The following is a 16,685-nucleotide window of genomic DNA, read 5'->3' as shown; positions in this document are numbered from 1 at the left end:
TCGTGCAGGCGCCGTGCCGCGCTAATCCCGCACGCCCTGCGCCCGCTTCTCCATGCATATCATCGTATCGAGAGATCCGGTTATCATCGGCGTGCTCGGAGAACGGGGGGCCGCCTTGGCCTGGTTGGCGCGCCTCGGCTGCCTGCGGGCGATGGCCAGCACTGCCAGGAGCGTGAGCAACGCCGCCGCATAAAGGAACAGGCCGCCAGGGCCGACGATATTCATTGCAGCTGCTCCTATTAGGGGGCCAGCGGCTGTCCCGATCCCGTTGAGCAACAGAAGCCCGCGCGCGGTGCCGAGTAGCCGACCGGCCGGAAGATCGTCGTTTGCGACGGCGAGACACAACGAATAAATCGGGATGCCAAAGCCGCCGAACAGCGCACCTGCCGCAAGGAGCAGCGGCAGAGGCGCTTCCACCGCCAACGCTACGCCGATGGCAGACGCTGCGGACGCCAGCGCCGCACCGGCGATGACAAGATTCCGGGGCACTCGATCCGAAAGCCAACCGAGTGGCCAATGGAAGGCGAGCGTTCCACCAAGAACCGCAGCCATGAAGGCGGAGATACCGCCCACATCGAGGCCGATGCTCTGGGCGAAGTTCGCGCCCATGCCCCAGAAACCACCGATAGCCAGGCCGGCCAGGAAAGCGCCAGCCGCAGCGAGAGGTGATACGAGGACGAGGTCCCTGAACGCGACCCATTCCTGTTCCACCTGGGCCGGCGGATGACTGGGCAGCAAGGTGATCGGAACCACCGCCGCTGATATCAGCAGCGACACGATGAGGAACAATGTCACGTCGGCGGGCGGTGCGATGTTGAGTAACGCCTGCCCGATTGCCCATGAGCCCATAGAGACAACTCCGAATATCGACAGGAGCTGCCCGCGTGTGGATGGCAATGCGTGGGCGTTGAGCCAACTCTCCGTTGCGAGGATCATGCCCGCGTAGGCGAAGCCGGTAATCAGGCGAAGCGGCATCCAGGCGATCGGCTCCACGAACGCCACATGGAGAAGGGCGGTCATCGAGGCAATGGCCGCGAAGCCGGCGAAGGTTCTGACATGTCCCACGGAGACGATGATCGGTGGCAACACGAGCGCGCCGATCGTGAAACCCGCGAAATAGAAGGACATCATCGCGCTGATCGCGCCGGTCGAGAACCCCTTATGGCCGGCTCTCACGATCAGGAGCGTGCTCAGCAGGCCATTGCCCAGCAGCAGAGCGGCGACGCTCAGCAGCAGCGCCGCCACCGGCGCGAGAACGAGGCCGCGCTTGCCCGCCGACCTCATGGTATCCATCGCCGGGCTCGTTCTCGGGCCTGACTTGAGGGTTGATACTCTGCCGCACTGATGAACTGGTCGAATGCTTCGCACCAGATGACGACCGTGTTGTAGTCACGGACATCGATGCCGGCAGGCACCTCGACGATGAAGCCGTTGAACGTCTTCACATCGCCCACGCGGACTGATCTGTCCTTGATTAGGAGAAAGGCCTCCTTCGTGTCGACGAAACGTGGTGCGAGGTAGAGCTTGTAGTCGGGACCAGGGGCGAGGCGCCCGATATGGGCGATACGGTCGCGCGAGACCCGGATCTCGCCTTCCCCCCAGTGAAGCAGGTCGCTGCCTTTGAGATCGCGGGCCAGACGCCCTGCGTAGAGCGTCTCGGCTGAGATGGTCCGCAAGGCCGCCGCGTCCGGGGCCTGGGGGGCGGTCAGGATCGGCAGCGTGTAGACACCGCCCGCGAAGCCCATGGCGAGCATCGCGAGATGGGTGGCAATCAGGATGACCCAGCGCCGCATCGGTTACACCAGCTCCAGTCCCTTCACGAGCTGATCGGCGTCGAGATGGAAGTCCGAGAATACGATGCGGCCGCCAGCGTCCATCACGGAGAACCAGGGCGTTCCCCGCGTGCGGTAGTCCTCCATGAAGGTGGGAAGCGTCGCGCCGGCAGGTGGCTCGTCCTGACCGAACGCGACAGGAAGCGCATACTTGAGCTGGTTCACGCGCAGCTTCTCGAAGGTGTTCTCATCCGCTCCTTCGAAGACGGTCTGGATCACCGCGAAGCCCACGCCCTTGGCGCTCAATGCACCATGCAACCTTTGTAGCGTCGGAAATCCATGCAAATGGCAGCCACGGCACCAGTGCTGGAAGGCGAAGAGGACTTTCGGGCCGGTGCCGAGATCCGACAGCTTGAGCGGCGCGATGCTTTCTCCATCCGCGCCAATCCATCTCTGCACCCGCAGCTCGGGGGCTTGTCGTTCGTCGACGCTCATCTGATCCTCCAATTCCGATGCAGAAGTCCGATGAGTGGTCGCGTGTGGCGATGGCACGCGAACCTCACCGCCTTGATCCCCTACAGGTTGTAGGATGCGAGTTCGCCGACCGATACCTCGTGGCCAGCCCCGCCGTTCTTCCGTCGGTGTGTCACCGCCGCCCCTCAATGACAAAGGCGCGATAGCGGGAACCGGCAAAACGGTGCGCAGCGATGGTTTGGTAGGCGGGGCTATGATACCAATCACGGGCGGCCTGCATCGTCGGGAACCGCAAAATTACGGCCCCTTCGACGGGCGGCCCCTCCAAATGCTCCATCGCGCCATAAGCGGCGAGAAAGGTTACGTCGTGGCCATCGAACGATGGGCCGACGCCTGCAGAATAGGTTGCGAGTTCTTCCGGATCGGTGGTTTCTTCGCGGGTGAAGACGACGAACGCTTCCATCTTAAAGTCTTTCATAAGGTCGCATCTGCAGGCCACCGCCGCTGGCGATGGCCTTAAAGTCGTCAGGCTGGCAGCTCGAACCCGATTTTCGTGAGTGCCTCGACGCACGCATCCTGATCCTGCTGATAGTTGCCTCCGGAGATGCCGATCCCGCCGATCAACTTCCCGTCTTCCAGGATCGGATAGCCTCCGCCGACAGCGACCATCCGGGGGCGATAGGCCAGCGGCGCCACTTTTGGATCGTTCGAAACATAGTCGTTCCAGACATGGGTGGGGTACCCAAACGAGGCGGAACTCCAAGCCTTGTCGATGGCAACATCGACGGTGAGAAACGGCGCGTCATCAGTGCGCTCGAACGCGCGCAGGTTACCGGTGGCGTCGACGACGGCGACCGCAGCCGGGATGCCGATTGTACGTGCCGCGGCGATCGCCGCGTCGATGAGGGCGACGGCGGTTTCGCGGTTGATCGAGGCGGTGGCAATGGATTTCGTCATGAAATTTCCTTCGCCGTGGCGTAATCCGTCCGGCGTTCTTGAGGTTAGAAAAGACGTTCGGCGGTGGCAGTCATCAGAAGCCTTCGAGGACAATCTTGCCTCTTGCCGCGCCACTTTCGATCAGTGCGTGCACCGTCTTCAGATTGGCGGCATTAATTGGCGACAATTTTTCGGTTAGCGTCGTGCGAATTTTGCCGTCGTCCACCAGCACCGCCAGCGAATTGAGGATCTTGCCCTGCTCATCCATGTCGGGCGTGCCGTAGAGCGACCGTGTGAACATCAGCTCGTGGTGGATCGACACTGCCTTGCGCTTGAACAGCATGACGTCGAGCGCCTTGGGATCGTCGATGAATCCGAACCGTCCTTGCGGGGCGATCAGTTCGGCGATGTCGGATGCATGCTGCTCGGTATGCGTGGTCGAGAACACGAAAGCGGGAGCGCCGATGTTGAGCTCGGCAATCTGTGGCGCGAGCGGCCGAGAGTGGTCGATGACATGATGAGCCCCAAGCCCTTTAACCCACTCCTGGGTTTCCGGCCGAGAGGCGGTGGAGATGACGATGAGATCCGTGCGCTGTCGAGCGATCTGGATGGCGATCGACCCGACCCCACCCGCACCACCGATGATGAGGATCGCCGCCGCCCCGGGAACGGGCTTCGTCACGTCCAGGCGATCGAACATGGCTTCCCAGGCCGTCAACGTCGTGAGTGGCAGCGCCGCCGCTTCCGCCCAGTCGAGCGACGCGGGTTTACGACCGACGATCCGGGCGTCGACGAGATGGAACTCCGCATTGGTGCCAGGCCTTATGAGCGATCCGGCATAATAGACCTCGTCGCCTACCGCGAACTGCGTCACGTCGGGGCCGACCTCTTGCACGATCCCGGCCGCATCCCATCCCAGCACTTTCCAATCGCCATCAGCGGGCGGCGTGCTGCTGCGGATTTTGTAGTCGACCGGGTTGACCGAGACAGCCTTCACCTCAACCAGGATATCGCCTCCTTCAGCGACAGGCCGAGGCAGATCAATGTCGACCAGAGAGGCGTCCTCGGCGATGGGTCCCGGAACCTTGTAACCAACGGCTTTCATCGGTGTCTCCAGCTTGCTGTATCCTGAAGTCTTATCGATCAGATCGAAATTTCTTCCGAAATATACTCAGGATTTAAAGATTTCGCGTGTCAGACTATGAAGGTATGCGCGCAACATATCCAATAGCGGTACGACATAGTTTCCATACCTCGGAGCCGGATTCAGAAGTTTATCGAAAATAGCGGTTTATTGCTGTTCGGCGGGTGAGCATCCGGATGGAGGCGATAAGCGCCCAAGCGGTTGAGGAGTCGACCTCTCAGCGGTCGCGTTGGCAGGGGCGATCTCGCCCGCCGGTCTCACACCAACGTTGGCAAGCGACGGCGTCCGCTCGAAATCCGCTGACGGGGATACGCCTGCAATGCCGATTCGAAGCTATCGAAACTATAGCTACAGGGTATTGGGAAATCATACTGGACTGACGCTATAGTCTTCACGCATAACCACGACTCAAAATGGTCCAACACTTTTCTCTACGCTAATAGGGGAGCCCGCAGAATTCGGAAAAAATCGTACGCTAAGGTTTTCCGGGCATCCGTAAGGGCCGAAACTTCCCGTCTTCCAGTCTGCGGCTCTGCCGCCAGACGTAATCGCCGGTTCATGTACAGGACCTTAAGCGGCGAGTCCATTTAAAACGCCTTCCAAGGTCCTGTTCTGTATCGACTTTCTCTGCTTGGTTCGGCAGGCGTTCTTGGCCAAATAATCGGCAGCCCATTCCAATCTTTCCCTTATTTCTGTCAGCGCCCTATGGGCCACTGCTTCCAATAGCGGTAGCCACCACGTCGCACTGTTCTTCGACGCTTTCAGCATCGATAGCGCCCCACTCATCACACTCTGCGCGACCCGTCTCTTCATCACCAGCGACAGCAGGCTCGTCCACACCAACCCCTCGGCAATCGCTTTCTCGCCCGTCACAAACCCCTTGAGCCGGTTGTGCGATTTCCACTCTTTAAATAACAACTCCACCTGCCAACGGCAGCGATACAGGCTCATCACCTGCTCTGCTGACCATGCTGCTCGCGGTAGGTTCGTCATCCACAGACAGAACCGCTTTTCCTCAGCAAACCAGCGCCGGATCAACCGGTACTCGACCTGGCCGGACTTCACCACCATATCCAGTACCTCGGCCCGACAGCGTCGCCGTCCGGCCTCTCTCAGAGATAGTCCCGCCAGCTTGGGTACTTCCCGTCCATCACCGCGCCAGGCTTGGATTATCTTGGGGTTCAGGCTTTTCGTGCCGCGCACCAGATAAAATCCGCCAGCGTCGTTCACCTGCTCAAACCAAGCCCTGTCAATGTAACCTGCGTCAGCCAGCAGCAGGCAGTTGGTCAGCGTGTGGGCTTCAGGCAGAAATTGCCGTTCCCCTGCGGTATCGGCAGACACACTCATGCACAACGGGCTCTGCTCCGACAGTGACATGGTCATATGGCACTCGATAGCTGCCGGACTGATGGTCTTGAACCGGCCGGGAAAATCAGCAGCAAGGCGCCGATGCACCGCAAAGGAGGTGCCATCGTGCAGTAACACCTGCTTGAACGCGCCGAGGGAGGCTGCTTTGAGTTGATGGTCGATACGCAAGGCGATGGCCCGCTCGACCAGGGCTTTCATAAACAGGGCAAAGCTCTCTTTGCGCAGCTGATTGTGAAACGGTTTGTAAGAAACCTGATGGGTGTTTACCAGTTGCAAGGCATTGAAATGGCGGTGTAAACCGGCAATGTCATTGACCTGGTCGCCTCCCATGGCCCGCAGCAGTGCAGGTACGAGCATGGCTGGGGTAATGGCACGCTGACGCAGACAAAACTTGCAGAGCCGAGCAATGCGCTCGAGTGCGGCGGGAGCCAAGAGTTGCTCCAGATAGTAATTAGCGTTGATAATAGTCATAGGCTTCGCGCGTGTTGATTTTGTTTGGCGATAAAATCAGATCACAAACGAAGCCTTTTTTATATCTATTTCAATTGGTTGCCGCTAAAGATCCTGTACATGAGTGAGGGTTATGGTGGCTATATGCTGGATATTGCTATTCAGATGACAGCCATATGGGGAAGATTACAGGCGCCTGAAATAACAGCAGAGTATGGAGTGACTACCACGGCTGGAGGTTGGCACGGGCTGATCCCCTCTCCCTTTGGGAGAGGGTTAGGGTGAGGGGAGCTGGCTGACCGGGTGTAGCAACCAGGCGGCATTACACCGCTGAATCTTCAGTTATTGAAATTCCACGCGATCGGCAGTTCGACGTCGAAGATAAGTGCATCCCCGTCGAGGCGAAAGGCCAGGCTGGTCTGGTGCTGGTCGTATTCGTTGATAATCAGGCAGCTCTCGGCGAAGTTGGACTCGTAGTTGATATGGGCCACTCCTTCACGGCCGTCAGCGAGTTCGATGCTGAGCACCCGCAGCGGGTTCTCCTGACTGAGGTTGACCCGGGTGTCCCCCACGTCCACCAGCCGTTCCAGCAGAGGGAAGAAATCTTGTCTGTGGGTCGTTATGGCCTGGGTGATGGCCTGCTCCAGCTCAGCCTGGGTGGCGAAGGGGCCGCCGAGTGGGTAGCGGGTCTGGATCCTTTCCTGAGTCATTGCGTTTCCTCCTGAACTGAGATGTGGCAACAGTTTGGCCGCTGCAGTGACCTGTCATGTACAGGATCTTTAGCTACAACCAATTGAAATAGATAGAAAAAAGGCTTCGTTTGTGATCTGATTTAATCGCAAAAAAAAACCGACACGCCCGAAGCCATGACTATTATAAATGCAACCCAGTACCTCAAGCAACTTCTTAGCTCTTCTGAACTCAACCGGATCGGTAAATTTACCGGTTTTTGTCAGCGACTCCGGGATATCCAGCCTGCGAGACTACTCCCGGCTCTGCTCTCAGGGCTTGGTTGCGACAAGGTGGATGGTATTGCTGGTTTGCATCGCCATTTCAATGCGTTGCAGCTCCATGATACTGACCAAATAGCGTATAAACCCTTTCACAACCAGTTACGCAAGCAGGGTTTTCCCTTGTTCATGCGCGCACTGGTTGAACGAGCCATCGCCTTACGCCTCAAGGAGTGTCTACCGGACGCCCACGGACTGGCAGGCTTTGAGCAGGTACTGCTGCAGGACGGGTCGTCATTCGCGTTACATCCGCAATTGGCAGAACATTTCCCGGGCCGATTCAATAAGCACAGCCCCGCTGCGGTAGAGTGTCATATGACCATGTCCTTGCTGGACCAGTCGCCGATATCGATGAGTATCACGGCGGATACCGAATCGGAGCGCAAGCATCTTCCGGCCGAAAATTCGTTAAATAACAAACTGTTATTGGCGGATGCCGGTTACATCAGCCGCGAGTACTTTGCTGATGTGACCAAAGCCAAAGGAAGCTATCTGGTCAGAGGGAGTCAAAATCTCAATCCCAAAGTACAGGCAGCTTACCGACAGGACGGCAGGGAAATGCCCAAGTTACTCGGAAAAAAGCTCAAGGATATCGATCGGAGAAGCTGCAGAGCCGAGGTTCTGGATCTGGATGTGAGTTCGGGAAAGTATAAATATCGACTCATAAGACGTTGGTTTGCAGAGGAAAAACGGTTCTGTATATGGATGACCAATCTTCCGCGTGAGCGATGGCCAGCCGAGAAGGTGATGGCATTGTATCGTTGCCGTTGGCAGATCGAACTGTTGTTCAAAGAGCTGAAATCACATAACCGGTTGAAGGCGTTCGCGACACGACAAAAAGCGATAGCGGAAGGCTTGATCTGGGCTAGTTTGCTGGCCTTGCTGGTCAAACGTCGGCTGGCGCTGACGCTGATTGGCAGCGCGGAGTTATCGATGCTGAAGATTGCCAAAAACAGCGCGCTTTGGTTAATGCCGATATTGGCGAGCATCATCCATGGTGCGTGGCAGGAAATAACAGAGAAGTTGGAGTGGGCAATGGTGTATTTATCCAAAAACGGCAAAAAGAGTAGGCAGAGAAAATCCAAGCAAAACAACACGTTAGACGGTATTATTAATTCGCTTGCCGCTTAAGGTTCTGTACATGATCGCCGGTTAGGTTGATGTGCTCCCAGCCCAGCGGCGACAGGAATTGCAGCAGCTCGCCGTCCACCGGCTTGCCGGCCTCGACCAACCCCTGGGTGGCGCGTTCCAGGTACACCGTGTTCCACAGCACGATAGCCGCCGTCACCAGGTTGAGGCCGCTGGCCCGGTAGCGCTGCTGCTCGAAGCTCCGATCCCTGATTTCCCCAAGGCGGTTGAAGAACACCGCCCTGGCCAGCGAGTTGCGCGCCTCACCTTTGTTCAGGCCGGCATGCACGCGGCGGCGCAGTTCAACACTTTGCAGCCAGTCCAGGATGAACAGCGTGCGCTCGATCCGGCCCAGCTCGCGCAGGGCCACGGCCAGTCCGTTCTGGCGCGGGTAGCTGCCGAGCTTGCGCAGCATCAGCGAGGCGGTGACGGTGCCCTGCTTGATCGAGCTGGCCAGGCGCAGGATGTCGTCCCAGTGGGCACGCACGTGCTTGATGTTCAGGGTGCCGCCGATCAGCGGGCGCAACGTCGGGTAGGCTTGCACGCCCTGCGGCACGTACAGCTTGGTTTCGCCGAGGTCGCGGATGCGCGGCGCGAAGCGGAAGCCTAGCAGGTGCATCAGGGCAAAGACGTGATCGGTGAAGCCGGCCGTGTCGGTGTAGTGCTCCTCGATCCGCAGGTCGGACTCGTGGTACAGCAGGCCGTCGAGCACATAGGTGGAATCGCGGACGCCGACATTCACCACGCGGGTGCTGAACGGCGCGTACTGGTCGGAGATATGGGTATAGAACAGCCGTCCCGGCTCGCTACCGTACTTCGGGTTGACGTGCCCGGTGCTCTCGCCCCGGCCACCCGCGCGGAAGCGCTGGCCATCGGAGGATGAGGTCGTGCCGTCGCCCCAGTGGGCGGCAAAGGCGTGGCGATACTGGTGGTTGACCAGCTCGGCCAAGGCCGCCGAATAGGTTTCGTCGCGGATGTGCCAGGCTTGCAGCCAGGACAGCTTGGCGTAGGTCAGGCCGGGGCTCGACTCGGCCATCTTGGTCAGCCCGAGGTTGATCGCATCACCGAGGATTGCGGACAGCAGCAACGTCCTGTCTTTGGCCTCGGCCCCGTCCTTCAAGTGGGTGAAGTGGCGGCTGAAGCCCGTCCAGTCGTCCACGTCCATCAGCAGTTCGGTGATCTTGATGCGCGGCAGTAACTGGCTGGTTTGGTCGATCAGCGCCTGCGCCCGATCCGGCACCGCCGCATCCAGCGGGGTGATTTTCAGCCCTGACTCGGTGAGGATGGCATCGGGCAGCTCGTTGTCCTTGGCCAGGCGGGTGACGGTGGCCAACTGCTCGTCCAGCAGCTGCAAACGCTCTTCCAGGTACTGGTCGCTGTTCGGGTTGATCGCCAGGGGCAGGGCCTGCTCGCGCTTGAGTGCGGCGAACTTCTCGGCCGGCAGCAGGTAGTCGTCGAAGTCGCGGAACTGCCGCGAGCCCTTGACCCAGATGTCGCCGGAGCGCAGGGCGTTCTTCAGCTCGGACAGGGCGCAGATTTCGTAGAATTTCCGGTCGAGGCCTTCCGGGGTGATCACCAGCGGCTTCCAGCGCGGCTTGATGAAGGCCGTGGGTGCATCGGCCGGCACCTTGCGCAGGTTGTCGGCGTTCATCTCACGCAGGGTCTGCACGGCTGCCAGCACGCCTTGCGCGGCCGGCGCGGCGCGCAGTTCCAGCACCTCCAGCAAGGCCGGCGTGTAACGGCGCAGGGTGGCGAAGTTCTCGCCGACCAGGTGCAGGTGGTCGAAGCCTTCCGGCCGGGCCAGCAGCTCGGCCTCGCTGACGCTCTCGGTGAACTCGTCCCAGGGAATCACCGCCTCGATGGCGGCATAGGGGTCGCTGCCGCTTTCCTTCGCTTCCAGCAGCGCCTGGCCGATCCTGGAGTACAGGCGCACCTTGTCGTTGATCGCCTTGCCCTGCTTCTGGAACTGCTGCTGATGCTTGTGCTTCGCGCCGCTGAACAGCTTGACCAGGATGCGGTCATGCAGATCGACCAGCTCATCGATCACGGTCGCGGTGCTCTCCAGCACCACGGCGGCCAGGGTCGCGTAGCGGCGCTGCGGCTCGAACTTACCGAGGTCTTTGGGCGTCATCTGCCCACCCTCGCGGGCCAGCTTGAGCAGGCGGTTCTGGTGGATGTGCCGGCCCAGGCCTTCGGGCAAGTCCACCAACTGAAATGTCTTCAGCCGCTCGATGTGTTCCAGCATGTGCCGAGAGTTGGGTTTCAGCGGTGCCTGGCGCAGCCAGGTCAACCAGGTGATGCTGCTGCCGGCCTTGAGCTTCAACAGCTCGTCCAGCTTGGCCCGATGCGAGTCCGTGAGTGGTTCGACCAGGGCGCGGTAGACCCGCCGATTGGCTCGCGCAATGGCTTCCGAGCAGGCCCGGTCAATCACGCTCAGCGCCGGCAGGATGCGTCGTTTCTGCCGTAGGCTCTCCAGGGCCTGACCGGCCAGCAGCAAGCCTTTGTCGGTCTGCTGGGCCAGCTCGGTTAGCTCGCGCACCAGGGCGCGGAAGTCGGACAGGCCGAACGGGGCCAGTTGCAGGTAGGTGCGCAGTTCCTGGGCATGCTCGCGACGGGTCACGTCGCGCTCGCCGTACTTTGCCCAGCTCGCCGGCTCGGCCTGGACTTGCTTCGCCACCCACAGGATGACCGGCTCGGGCAGCTCGCTGTCGGTTCCCAGCGCGTAACCGGGGTAGCGCAGCAGGCAGAGCTGCACGGCGAAGCCGAGGCGGTTGGCGTCGCCGCGTCGCTGGCGGATCAGCGACAGGTCGGAGTCGTTGAAGGTGTAGTAGCGGATCAGGTCATCCTGGCTTTCCGGCAGCGCAAGCAGGGTGTCCCGCTCCGTGGCCGAGAGGATCAAGCGACGCGGCATGTGTCAGTCGTCCGTGCGGAGGTACTGGTAGAGGGTTTCCCGGCTGATGTTGAACTCGCGGGCAAGCTGCGCCTTGGGCTCGCCGGCCGTCGCTCGCTGCCGCAGGGTAGCAGCCTGCTCATCGGACAGGGCTTTCTTGCGGCCCCGGTACGCGCCACGCTGCTTGGCCAAGGCGATGCCCTCACGCTGCCGCTCGCGGATCAGGGCGCGCTCGAACTCAGCGAAGGCCCCCATCACCGACAGCATCAGGTTGGCCATCGGCGAGTCCTCGCCAGTGAACACCAGGCCCTCCTTCAGGAACTCGATGCGCACGCCGCGCTGAGTCAGCTTCTGTACCAAGCGACGCAGGTCATCGAGGTTGCGGGCCAGCCGATCCATGCTGTGCACCACCACTGTATCGCCTTCGCGGACGAAGCTCAGCAGCGCTTCGAGCTGGGGGCGCTGGGTGTCCTTGCCCGATGCCTTGTCGGTGAACACCTTGCTCACCTGGGTTTGTTCCAGCTGGCGTTCCGGGTTCTGGTCAAAGCTGCTGACCCGGACGTAGCCGATGCGGTGCCCCTGCACGATGTCTCCTTGGTTGAAGGCGGCTTAAGTGCACTTTCTGTTCCGTTGTGCCTCAAAGCCCATTTCTGTCAGGCTGAAATCTATAACCTTCGCGGGCATGTGTCAAAAAATGGGAAAGCAGACTCTATTCTGACGAAGCGGCGCGGCCCTGCCTGACATCAAGTTAGGGTATACCTCAAATTGACACTGCGTATTCCAGAGAACGTGATGACGGAAGGTTGAACCTTCCGTCATAGCGCATCTGGTTTGGCCTCCCGTCAGCCAACCACGGGAAACACTGACTCGATCATTGGAGAATGGTCAGCTTGGCCTTGAGATCAATGGCTCTCGCGAAGTTGTGGTAATTCGGCGATGTTCGCTGCACCTGCGCGTGCAATGCTTTCAGCGCCGCCGAATCCGCCGACGACTCCATTTCGACCTCATACTCGACCTGGTCGTACCCTGGATTGATCCCAGGATCGATTCCAAGAAAACCTCTCAGATCGAGGCTTCCCTTCGTGCGGATAGTCAGCGATTGCAACTCGATGTTCATTGCCGCCGCATTTGCCGCGTAGGTTGCAGTCATGCATGCGTTCAACGCAGCCAGGATCAATTCTTGTGGATTAGCGGCCGTGTCGGTACCGAGCAATTCTGCCGGTTCGTCCGCGTCGATGACAAAGCCGCGCGCCAAGGCCGTGTCACCTAGTACGAGCGGCATGGTTCGCGCACGCGTCCGGGTGCCACCCTCCCAGGTTGTCACGACGCCGAACGTCGCGATGCCTGCGGCGGGCTTTGCTGCGACCTGATCTGCAAACTCACGCAATGCGCCGACGTTGATCCCGTTGCCGGGAGTTCCTTTAATGTTTGTGTTCATTTCTCGTTCCCCCATTATGTGTTACGCCCGGCCATCACGCCGCCGTCAACGTCCCAGATTGCGCCCGTCACCCATGCTGCCTTGTCCGACAACAGGAAGAGGATGACCTCGGCGACGTCTTGTGGCGTCCCAACCCTGCCGATTGGGTGGAAGCTGTTGAATCCCTGTAAGGCGCCATGAACCTCGGCCTTGGGTATGAATCCCTCGTAAATCGGCGTTTCGACAACCGCCGGAGAAACGGCATTGACCCTGATTTGTTTGGATGCCAGCTCCATCGCAAGGTGCTGGGTCAGCGAATGCAAACCTGCTTTTGCCATCGAATACGCGGACGACGGCGTAGCCGCAATCGCCTGCTTGCCCCACATCGAGCCGATGTTCACAATGGCGCCGGGACGCTCGCTGGCCACGAGATTGGCCACGACTTTTTGTGTGATGAAGAAGAACGCTTTATTCAACGTCAAATATTGTTCGTAATCACTTTCCGTGTGCTCAAGAAACGCCTTCGGGAAGAACACCCCAGCCGCGTTGACCAGAAGATTGATGTCCTTGTGGTGTTCATCGATGGTATGCAGGAGGGCTCTGTTGCAAAAATCGTGAAGCTTGAGCATGCTTGGCGGAGATTGGACGGACGGAACGATGACGGATTTCAAGTGGCGCCATTTCCAGGGTGATGTGATCCTGTGGGCGGTGCGCTGGTATTGTCGCTATCCGATCAGCTATCGCGACCTTGAGGAAATGCTGGCGGAACGCGGCATTTCGGTCGACCATACGACGATCTATCGCTGGGTCCAGTGCTACGCCCCGGAGATGGAGAAGCGGCTGCGCTGGTTCTGGCGGCGTGGCTTTGATCCGAGCTGGCGCCTGGATGAAACCTACGTCAAGGTGCGGGGCAAGTGGACCTACCTGTACCGGGCAGTCGACAAGCGGGGCGACACGATCGATTTCTACCTGTCGCCGACCCGCAGCGCCAAGGCAGCGAAGCGGTTCCTGGGCAAGGCCCTGCGAGGCCTGAAGCACTGGGAAAAGCCTGCCACGCTCAATACCGACAAAGCGCCGAGCTATGGTGCAGCGATCACCGAATTGAAGCGCGAAGGAAAGCTGGACCGGGAGACGGCCCACCGGCAGGTGAAGGGCACTGTTGCAAAGTTAGCGATGAGGCAGCCTTTTGTCTTATTCAAAGGCCTTACATTTCAAAAACTCTGCTTACCAGGCGCATTTCGCCCAGGGGATCACCATAATAAAATGCTGAGGCCTGGCCTTTGCGTAGTGCACGCATCACCTCAATACCTTTGATGGTGGCGTAAGCCGTCTTCATGGATTTAAATCCCAGCGTGGCGCCGATTATCCGTTTCAGTTTGCCATGATCGCATTCAATCACGTTGTTCCGGTACTTAATCTGTCGGTGTTCAACGTCAGACGGGCACCGGCCTTCGCGTTTGAGCAGAGCAAGCGCGCGACCATAGGCGGGCGCTTTATCCGTGTTGATGAATCGCGGGATCTGCCACTTCTTCACGTTGTTGAGGATTTTACCCAGAAACCGGTATGCAGCTTTGCTGTTACGACGGGAGGAGAGATAAAAATCGACAGTGCGGCCCCGGCTGTCGACGGCCCGGTACAGATACGCCCAGCGGCCATTGACCTTCACGTAGGTTTCATCCATGTGCCACGGGCAAAGATCGGAAGGGTTACGCCAGTACCAGCGCAGCCGTTTTTCCATTTCAGGCGCATAACGCTGAACCCAGCGGTAAATCGTGGAGTGATCGACATTCACTCCGCGTTCAGCCAGCATCTCCTGCAGCTCACGGTAACTGATGCCGTATTTGCAGTACCAGCGTACGGCCCACAGAATGATGTCACGCTGAAAATGCCGGCCTTTGAATGGGTTCATGTGCAGCTCCATCAGCAAAAGGGGATGATAAGTTTATCACCACCGACTATTTGCAACAGTGCCCAGCCAGCCATTATGTGAAAAATTCCCTTGATCCGGATGAGCAACTTCTTGACCGCCGGCGCGTGGAGTACGACATATTTCTATTGGTTGAGGAACTGCATGTTCTGGATATCATCCGGAAAGGATTTGGCTCTGTGGATGAATTTATTGCGCTGGCCAATTCTGTCAGCAATCGCCGTAAATCCAGAGCCGGGAAGTCGCTGGAACTGCACCTGGAGCATCTATTCATTGAGCACGGCCTGCGACACTTTGCGACGCAGGCCATCACAGAAGGTAATAAAAAACCCGATTTCCTTTTCCCTTCCGCAGGGGCTTACCACGACACTGAGTTTCCCGTAGAAAATCTGCGCATGCTGGCAGTCAAGACTACCTGTAAGGATCGCTGGCGTCAGATACTGAATGAGGCCGATAAAATTCATCAGGTGCATCTGTTTACACTCCAAGAGGGAGTTTCTCTGGCTCAATATCGGGAGATGCGGGAGTCGGGTGTCAGACTGGTCGTGCCATCATCTCTGCACAAAAAATACCCGGAGGCGGTGAGAGCTGAGCTAATGACGCTAGGTGCGTTTATTGCTGAGCTGACAGGGCTTTACGCAGATATTCCATAGATTATCTCCCGGCATAAATACCGGGAGGAGCGATCAGATTCGTTCAACCTTGCACGAATCGGCATTAACCGCTTTCAGGATATAAGGTTCAAGCAGTTTGGCTACGGCTTCAAACACGGGCACCACTACGGAGTTACCGAACTGCCTGTACGACTGAGTGTCTGACACAGGAATGCGAAAAGGCCTGCCATCTACTTTTTCAAAACCCATAAGGCGCGCGCACTCTCGTGGAGTCAGCCTGCGGGGCCGATGCGCCTGATTTTCTTCGTTCGCGAAGTCTGTTTCACCTGTGGCCATATCCCAGCCACGGTCTATCAGAATTTCAGACCCGTCTTTGTGATAGCGAGCAGAAAGCGTACGGGCAATGCTTTCTTTATTTTCAGGATTAACGAGGCCAAAACCGAATCCGTTACCCTTAGCTGCGTGCTTTTTGGCGTAGTTATAGAGATACTCCCAGAGTTTCGGCGTCAGTATATATTTGCTGTCAACCACGGGTTCCAGCAGTTCGCCAAATGACGGACGCTGTTCCGGATAAAAACGACTAATATCGCGCAGGGTAAAGCCCTGGTGAATGTTCAGATCACGACGGAAACCGACCAAAACGATACGTTCTCGGTGCTGAGGTAAAAAGTGCTTTCCGTCGATAACTTTAGGATCGTTTTTGCCCATCTCAGCTGCATCCGCAACTTCATAGCCCAGTTCGTCGAGGGTATCCATGATGACTTTAAAGGTTTTACCCTTGTCATGGCTCTTCAGGTTTTTAACGTTTTCAAGAACAAAGATGGCAGGTTTTTTTGCGCGGATAATACGCGCCACATCGAAGAAAAGCGTTCCCTGAGCCTCACATTCGAAACCATGCGCGCGCCCGAGCGAGTTTTTCTTGCTTACGCCCGCAAGGCTGAACGGTTGACAGGGGAAACCTGCCAGAAGTACATCATGATCCGGCACATGCTCATTAATGTAAGCATAGGCATCGTTTTCAGGTACTTCAGGTTTATCACTGAGCGTGACTTCCCGAATATCGAGATTGAAAGTGTGTTCCTGAGCATCGTTAAACCAGTTAGCTTTATATGTGCGCACAGCCTCTTTATTCCATTCACTGGTAAAAACGCACTGGCCACCGATGGTTTCGAAGCCCTTCCGTATACCTCCAATCCCAGCAAACAGGTCAATAAACCGGAAGGCATAGTCAGGGTGATGTGCAGGCGCTTCCGGAAGCATTTTTCGTAGAAGTTCCTCTTCGGCTAACGTCAGCGTCTTAGGTGAGCACTTACCATTAATCCAGCGATTAAGAGTCTCGCGACTCCACTCATTTTTACCAACTTTTCTAAGCAGTTCAGCCACGTACTTCTGGTCATAGATTTCCAGCACCTGCCCGAGCAGCTTTTTATCATTTTCCTGTCGCAGTTGTTCTTCCGCTTCTGCTTTCTCAAGCAGATCCTGCGCCAGTAATTCAAATTCAGACATATTGCCTCCATTGGGTCTTATGGGTGAAACTGTATCACTCATTTGACCC

14 protein-coding genes and 4 pseudogenes are annotated in these 16,685 nt (G+C 58.0%); 3 read left to right on the top strand and 15 right to left on the bottom strand.

Translation table 11 applies throughout. From position 1 onward, the window contains the following. Nucleotides 1-21: 21 nt before the first annotated feature. The 9 genes and pseudogenes from O6D90_RS25955 to O6D90_RS25920 form a co-directional block, all read right to left on the bottom strand. On the bottom strand, nucleotides 22-1,293 hold the full coding sequence (locus tag O6D90_RS25955) for an MFS transporter (RefSeq protein WP_004357638.1): 1,272 nt from the start codon (nucleotides 1,291-1,293) through the stop codon (nucleotides 22-24). Then, nucleotides 1,281-1,793, bottom strand: coding sequence for a DM13 domain-containing protein (locus tag O6D90_RS25950; protein ID WP_004357637.1), 513 nt, complete (start codon nucleotides 1,791-1,793; stop codon nucleotides 1,281-1,283). Before O6D90_RS25950 ends, O6D90_RS25955 begins: the two co-directional genes overlap by 13 nt. A 3-nt stretch (nucleotides 1,794-1,796) precedes the next feature. Next, nucleotides 1,797-2,267, bottom strand: coding sequence for a TlpA family protein disulfide reductase (locus tag O6D90_RS25945; RefSeq protein ID WP_011191345.1), 471 nt, complete (start codon nucleotides 2,265-2,267; stop codon nucleotides 1,797-1,799). Between the two features lie 151 nt (nucleotides 2,268-2,418). After that, nucleotides 2,419-2,709, bottom strand: coding sequence for a DUF1330 domain-containing protein (locus O6D90_RS25940; protein ID WP_011191344.1), 291 nt, complete (start codon nucleotides 2,707-2,709; stop codon nucleotides 2,419-2,421). A gap of 62 nt (nucleotides 2,710-2,771) precedes the next feature. Continuing rightward, nucleotides 2,772-3,203, bottom strand: a complete 432-nt coding sequence (locus O6D90_RS25935; protein WP_004357630.1) for a GlcG/HbpS family heme-binding protein — start codon at nucleotides 3,201-3,203, stop codon at nucleotides 2,772-2,774. 73 nt (nucleotides 3,204-3,276) lie between these two features. Next, entirely contained in the window at nucleotides 3,277-4,287 is a 1,011-nt protein-coding gene (locus O6D90_RS25930) for a zinc-binding alcohol dehydrogenase family protein (RefSeq protein WP_011191343.1), read from the bottom strand. 514 nt (nucleotides 4,288-4,801) lie between these two features. Further along, nucleotides 4,802-4,882 (bottom strand): annotated as a pseudogene (locus tag O6D90_RS26440) (hypothetical protein); the annotation flags it as partial. A gap of 14 nt (nucleotides 4,883-4,896) precedes the next feature. Continuing rightward, nucleotides 4,897-6,165 (bottom strand): IS4-like element ISApu1 family transposase, encoded by a 1,269-nt coding sequence (locus O6D90_RS25925; protein ID WP_011191342.1) that lies wholly within the window; start codon nucleotides 6,163-6,165, stop codon nucleotides 4,897-4,899. Between the two features lie 317 nt (nucleotides 6,166-6,482). After that, nucleotides 6,483-6,854, bottom strand: a complete 372-nt coding sequence (locus O6D90_RS25920; protein WP_004099020.1) for a hypothetical protein — start codon at nucleotides 6,852-6,854, stop codon at nucleotides 6,483-6,485. Nucleotides 6,855-7,010: 156 nt separating this feature from the next. On the opposite strand from O6D90_RS25920, the gene O6D90_RS25915 reads away from it, so the two are divergent. Then, nucleotides 7,011-8,285 carry an IS4-like element ISApu2 family transposase gene (locus O6D90_RS25915; protein ID WP_045892401.1) on the top strand — a complete coding sequence of 425 codons (1,275 nt, stop codon included), beginning with the start codon at nucleotides 7,011-7,013 and terminating at the stop codon, nucleotides 8,283-8,285. Here the strand turns inward: O6D90_RS25915 and O6D90_RS25910 are convergent. The 4 genes and pseudogenes from O6D90_RS25910 to O6D90_RS25895 form a co-directional block, all read right to left on the bottom strand. Continuing rightward, nucleotides 8,266-11,193, bottom strand: a complete 2,928-nt coding sequence (locus O6D90_RS25910; RefSeq protein WP_060415506.1) for a Tn3-like element TnAs1 family transposase — start codon at nucleotides 11,191-11,193, stop codon at nucleotides 8,266-8,268. The genes O6D90_RS25915 and O6D90_RS25910 overlap by 20 nt on opposite strands. A gap of 3 nt (nucleotides 11,194-11,196) precedes the next feature. Continuing rightward, nucleotides 11,197-11,757 (bottom strand): recombinase family protein, encoded by a 561-nt coding sequence (locus O6D90_RS25905; RefSeq protein WP_001161490.1) that lies wholly within the window; start codon nucleotides 11,755-11,757, stop codon nucleotides 11,197-11,199. A gap of 286 nt (nucleotides 11,758-12,043) precedes the next feature. Further along, complete coding sequence (locus tag O6D90_RS25900; RefSeq protein ID WP_004574805.1) at nucleotides 12,044-12,610, bottom strand: OsmC family protein; 567 nt, start codon at nucleotides 12,608-12,610, stop codon at nucleotides 12,044-12,046. A gap of 14 nt (nucleotides 12,611-12,624) precedes the next feature. Further along, nucleotides 12,625-13,191, bottom strand: a pseudogene (locus tag O6D90_RS25895) (SDR family NAD(P)-dependent oxidoreductase); the annotation flags it as partial. A gap of 55 nt (nucleotides 13,192-13,246) precedes the next feature. Here O6D90_RS25895 and O6D90_RS25890 point away from each other — a divergent pair. Then, a pseudogene (locus O6D90_RS25890) lies at nucleotides 13,247-13,741 on the top strand (IS6-like element IS6100 family transposase); the annotation flags it as partial. Nucleotides 13,742-13,793: 52 nt separating this feature from the next. On the opposite strand, the gene O6D90_RS25885 reads toward O6D90_RS25890, so the two are convergent. Continuing rightward, entirely contained in the window at nucleotides 13,794-14,498 is a 705-nt protein-coding gene (locus tag O6D90_RS25885; protein WP_001067855.1) for an IS6-like element IS26 family transposase, read from the bottom strand. 56 nt (nucleotides 14,499-14,554) lie between these two features. Between O6D90_RS25885 and O6D90_RS25880 the strand changes: the two are divergent. Then, a pseudogene (locus O6D90_RS25880) lies at nucleotides 14,555-15,169 on the top strand (type II site-specific deoxyribonuclease); the annotation flags it as partial. Nucleotides 15,170-15,202: 33 nt separating this feature from the next. Here the strand turns inward: O6D90_RS25880 and O6D90_RS25875 are convergent. Beyond that, nucleotides 15,203-16,636 carry a DNA cytosine methyltransferase gene (locus O6D90_RS25875; RefSeq protein ID WP_001288432.1) on the bottom strand — a complete coding sequence of 478 codons (1,434 nt, stop codon included), beginning with the start codon at nucleotides 16,634-16,636 and terminating at the stop codon, nucleotides 15,203-15,205. Between the last annotated feature and the right edge of the window lie 49 nt (nucleotides 16,637-16,685).

This window comes from Citrobacter sp. 21OH12SH02A-Citro, from assembly GCF_027919895.1.
Lineage (GTDB): Bacteria > Pseudomonadota > Gammaproteobacteria > Enterobacterales > Enterobacteriaceae > Citrobacter > Citrobacter braakii.
The sequence above is the reverse complement of the archived record's forward strand: the minus strand, read 5'-3'. Positions and strand labels throughout refer to the sequence as shown.

What these genes read in the sequence shown, in the direction of transcription:
- O6D90_RS25955 (WP_004357638.1), bottom strand. Translation starts at nt 1,293, where the DNA reads ATGGATACCATGAGGTCGGCGGGCAAGCGCGGCCTCGTTCTCGCGCCG.
- O6D90_RS25950 (WP_004357637.1), bottom strand. Translation starts at nt 1,793, where the DNA reads ATGCGGCGCTGGGTCATCCTGATTGCCACCCATCTCGCGATGCTCGCC.
- O6D90_RS25945 (WP_011191345.1), bottom strand. Translation starts at nt 2,267, where the DNA reads ATGAGCGTCGACGAACGACAAGCCCCCGAGCTGCGGGTGCAGAGATGG.
- O6D90_RS25940 (WP_011191344.1), bottom strand. Translation starts at nt 2,709, where the DNA reads ATGGAAGCGTTCGTCGTCTTCACCCGCGAAGAAACCACCGATCCGGAA.
- O6D90_RS25935 (WP_004357630.1), bottom strand. Translation starts at nt 3,203, where the DNA reads ATGACGAAATCCATTGCCACCGCCTCGATCAACCGCGAAACCGCCGTC.
- O6D90_RS25930 (WP_011191343.1), bottom strand. Translation starts at nt 4,287, where the DNA reads ATGAAAGCCGTTGGTTACAAGGTTCCGGGACCCATCGCCGAGGACGCC.
- O6D90_RS25925 (WP_011191342.1), bottom strand. Translation starts at nt 6,165, where the DNA reads ATGACTATTATCAACGCTAATTACTATCTGGAGCAACTCTTGGCTCCC.
- O6D90_RS25920 (WP_004099020.1), bottom strand. Translation starts at nt 6,854, where the DNA reads ATGACTCAGGAAAGGATCCAGACCCGCTACCCACTCGGCGGCCCCTTC.
- O6D90_RS25915 (WP_045892401.1), top strand. Translation starts at nt 7,011, where the DNA reads ATGACTATTATAAATGCAACCCAGTACCTCAAGCAACTTCTTAGCTCT.
- O6D90_RS25910 (WP_060415506.1), bottom strand. Translation starts at nt 11,193, where the DNA reads ATGCCGCGTCGCTTGATCCTCTCGGCCACGGAGCGGGACACCCTGCTT.
- O6D90_RS25900 (WP_004574805.1), bottom strand. Translation starts at nt 12,610, where the DNA reads ATGAACACAAACATTAAAGGAACTCCCGGCAACGGGATCAACGTCGGC.
- O6D90_RS25885 (WP_001067855.1), bottom strand. Translation starts at nt 14,498, where the DNA reads ATGAACCCATTCAAAGGCCGGCATTTTCAGCGTGACATCATTCTGTGG.
- O6D90_RS25875 (WP_001288432.1), bottom strand. Translation starts at nt 16,636, where the DNA reads ATGTCTGAATTTGAATTACTGGCGCAGGATCTGCTTGAGAAAGCAGAA.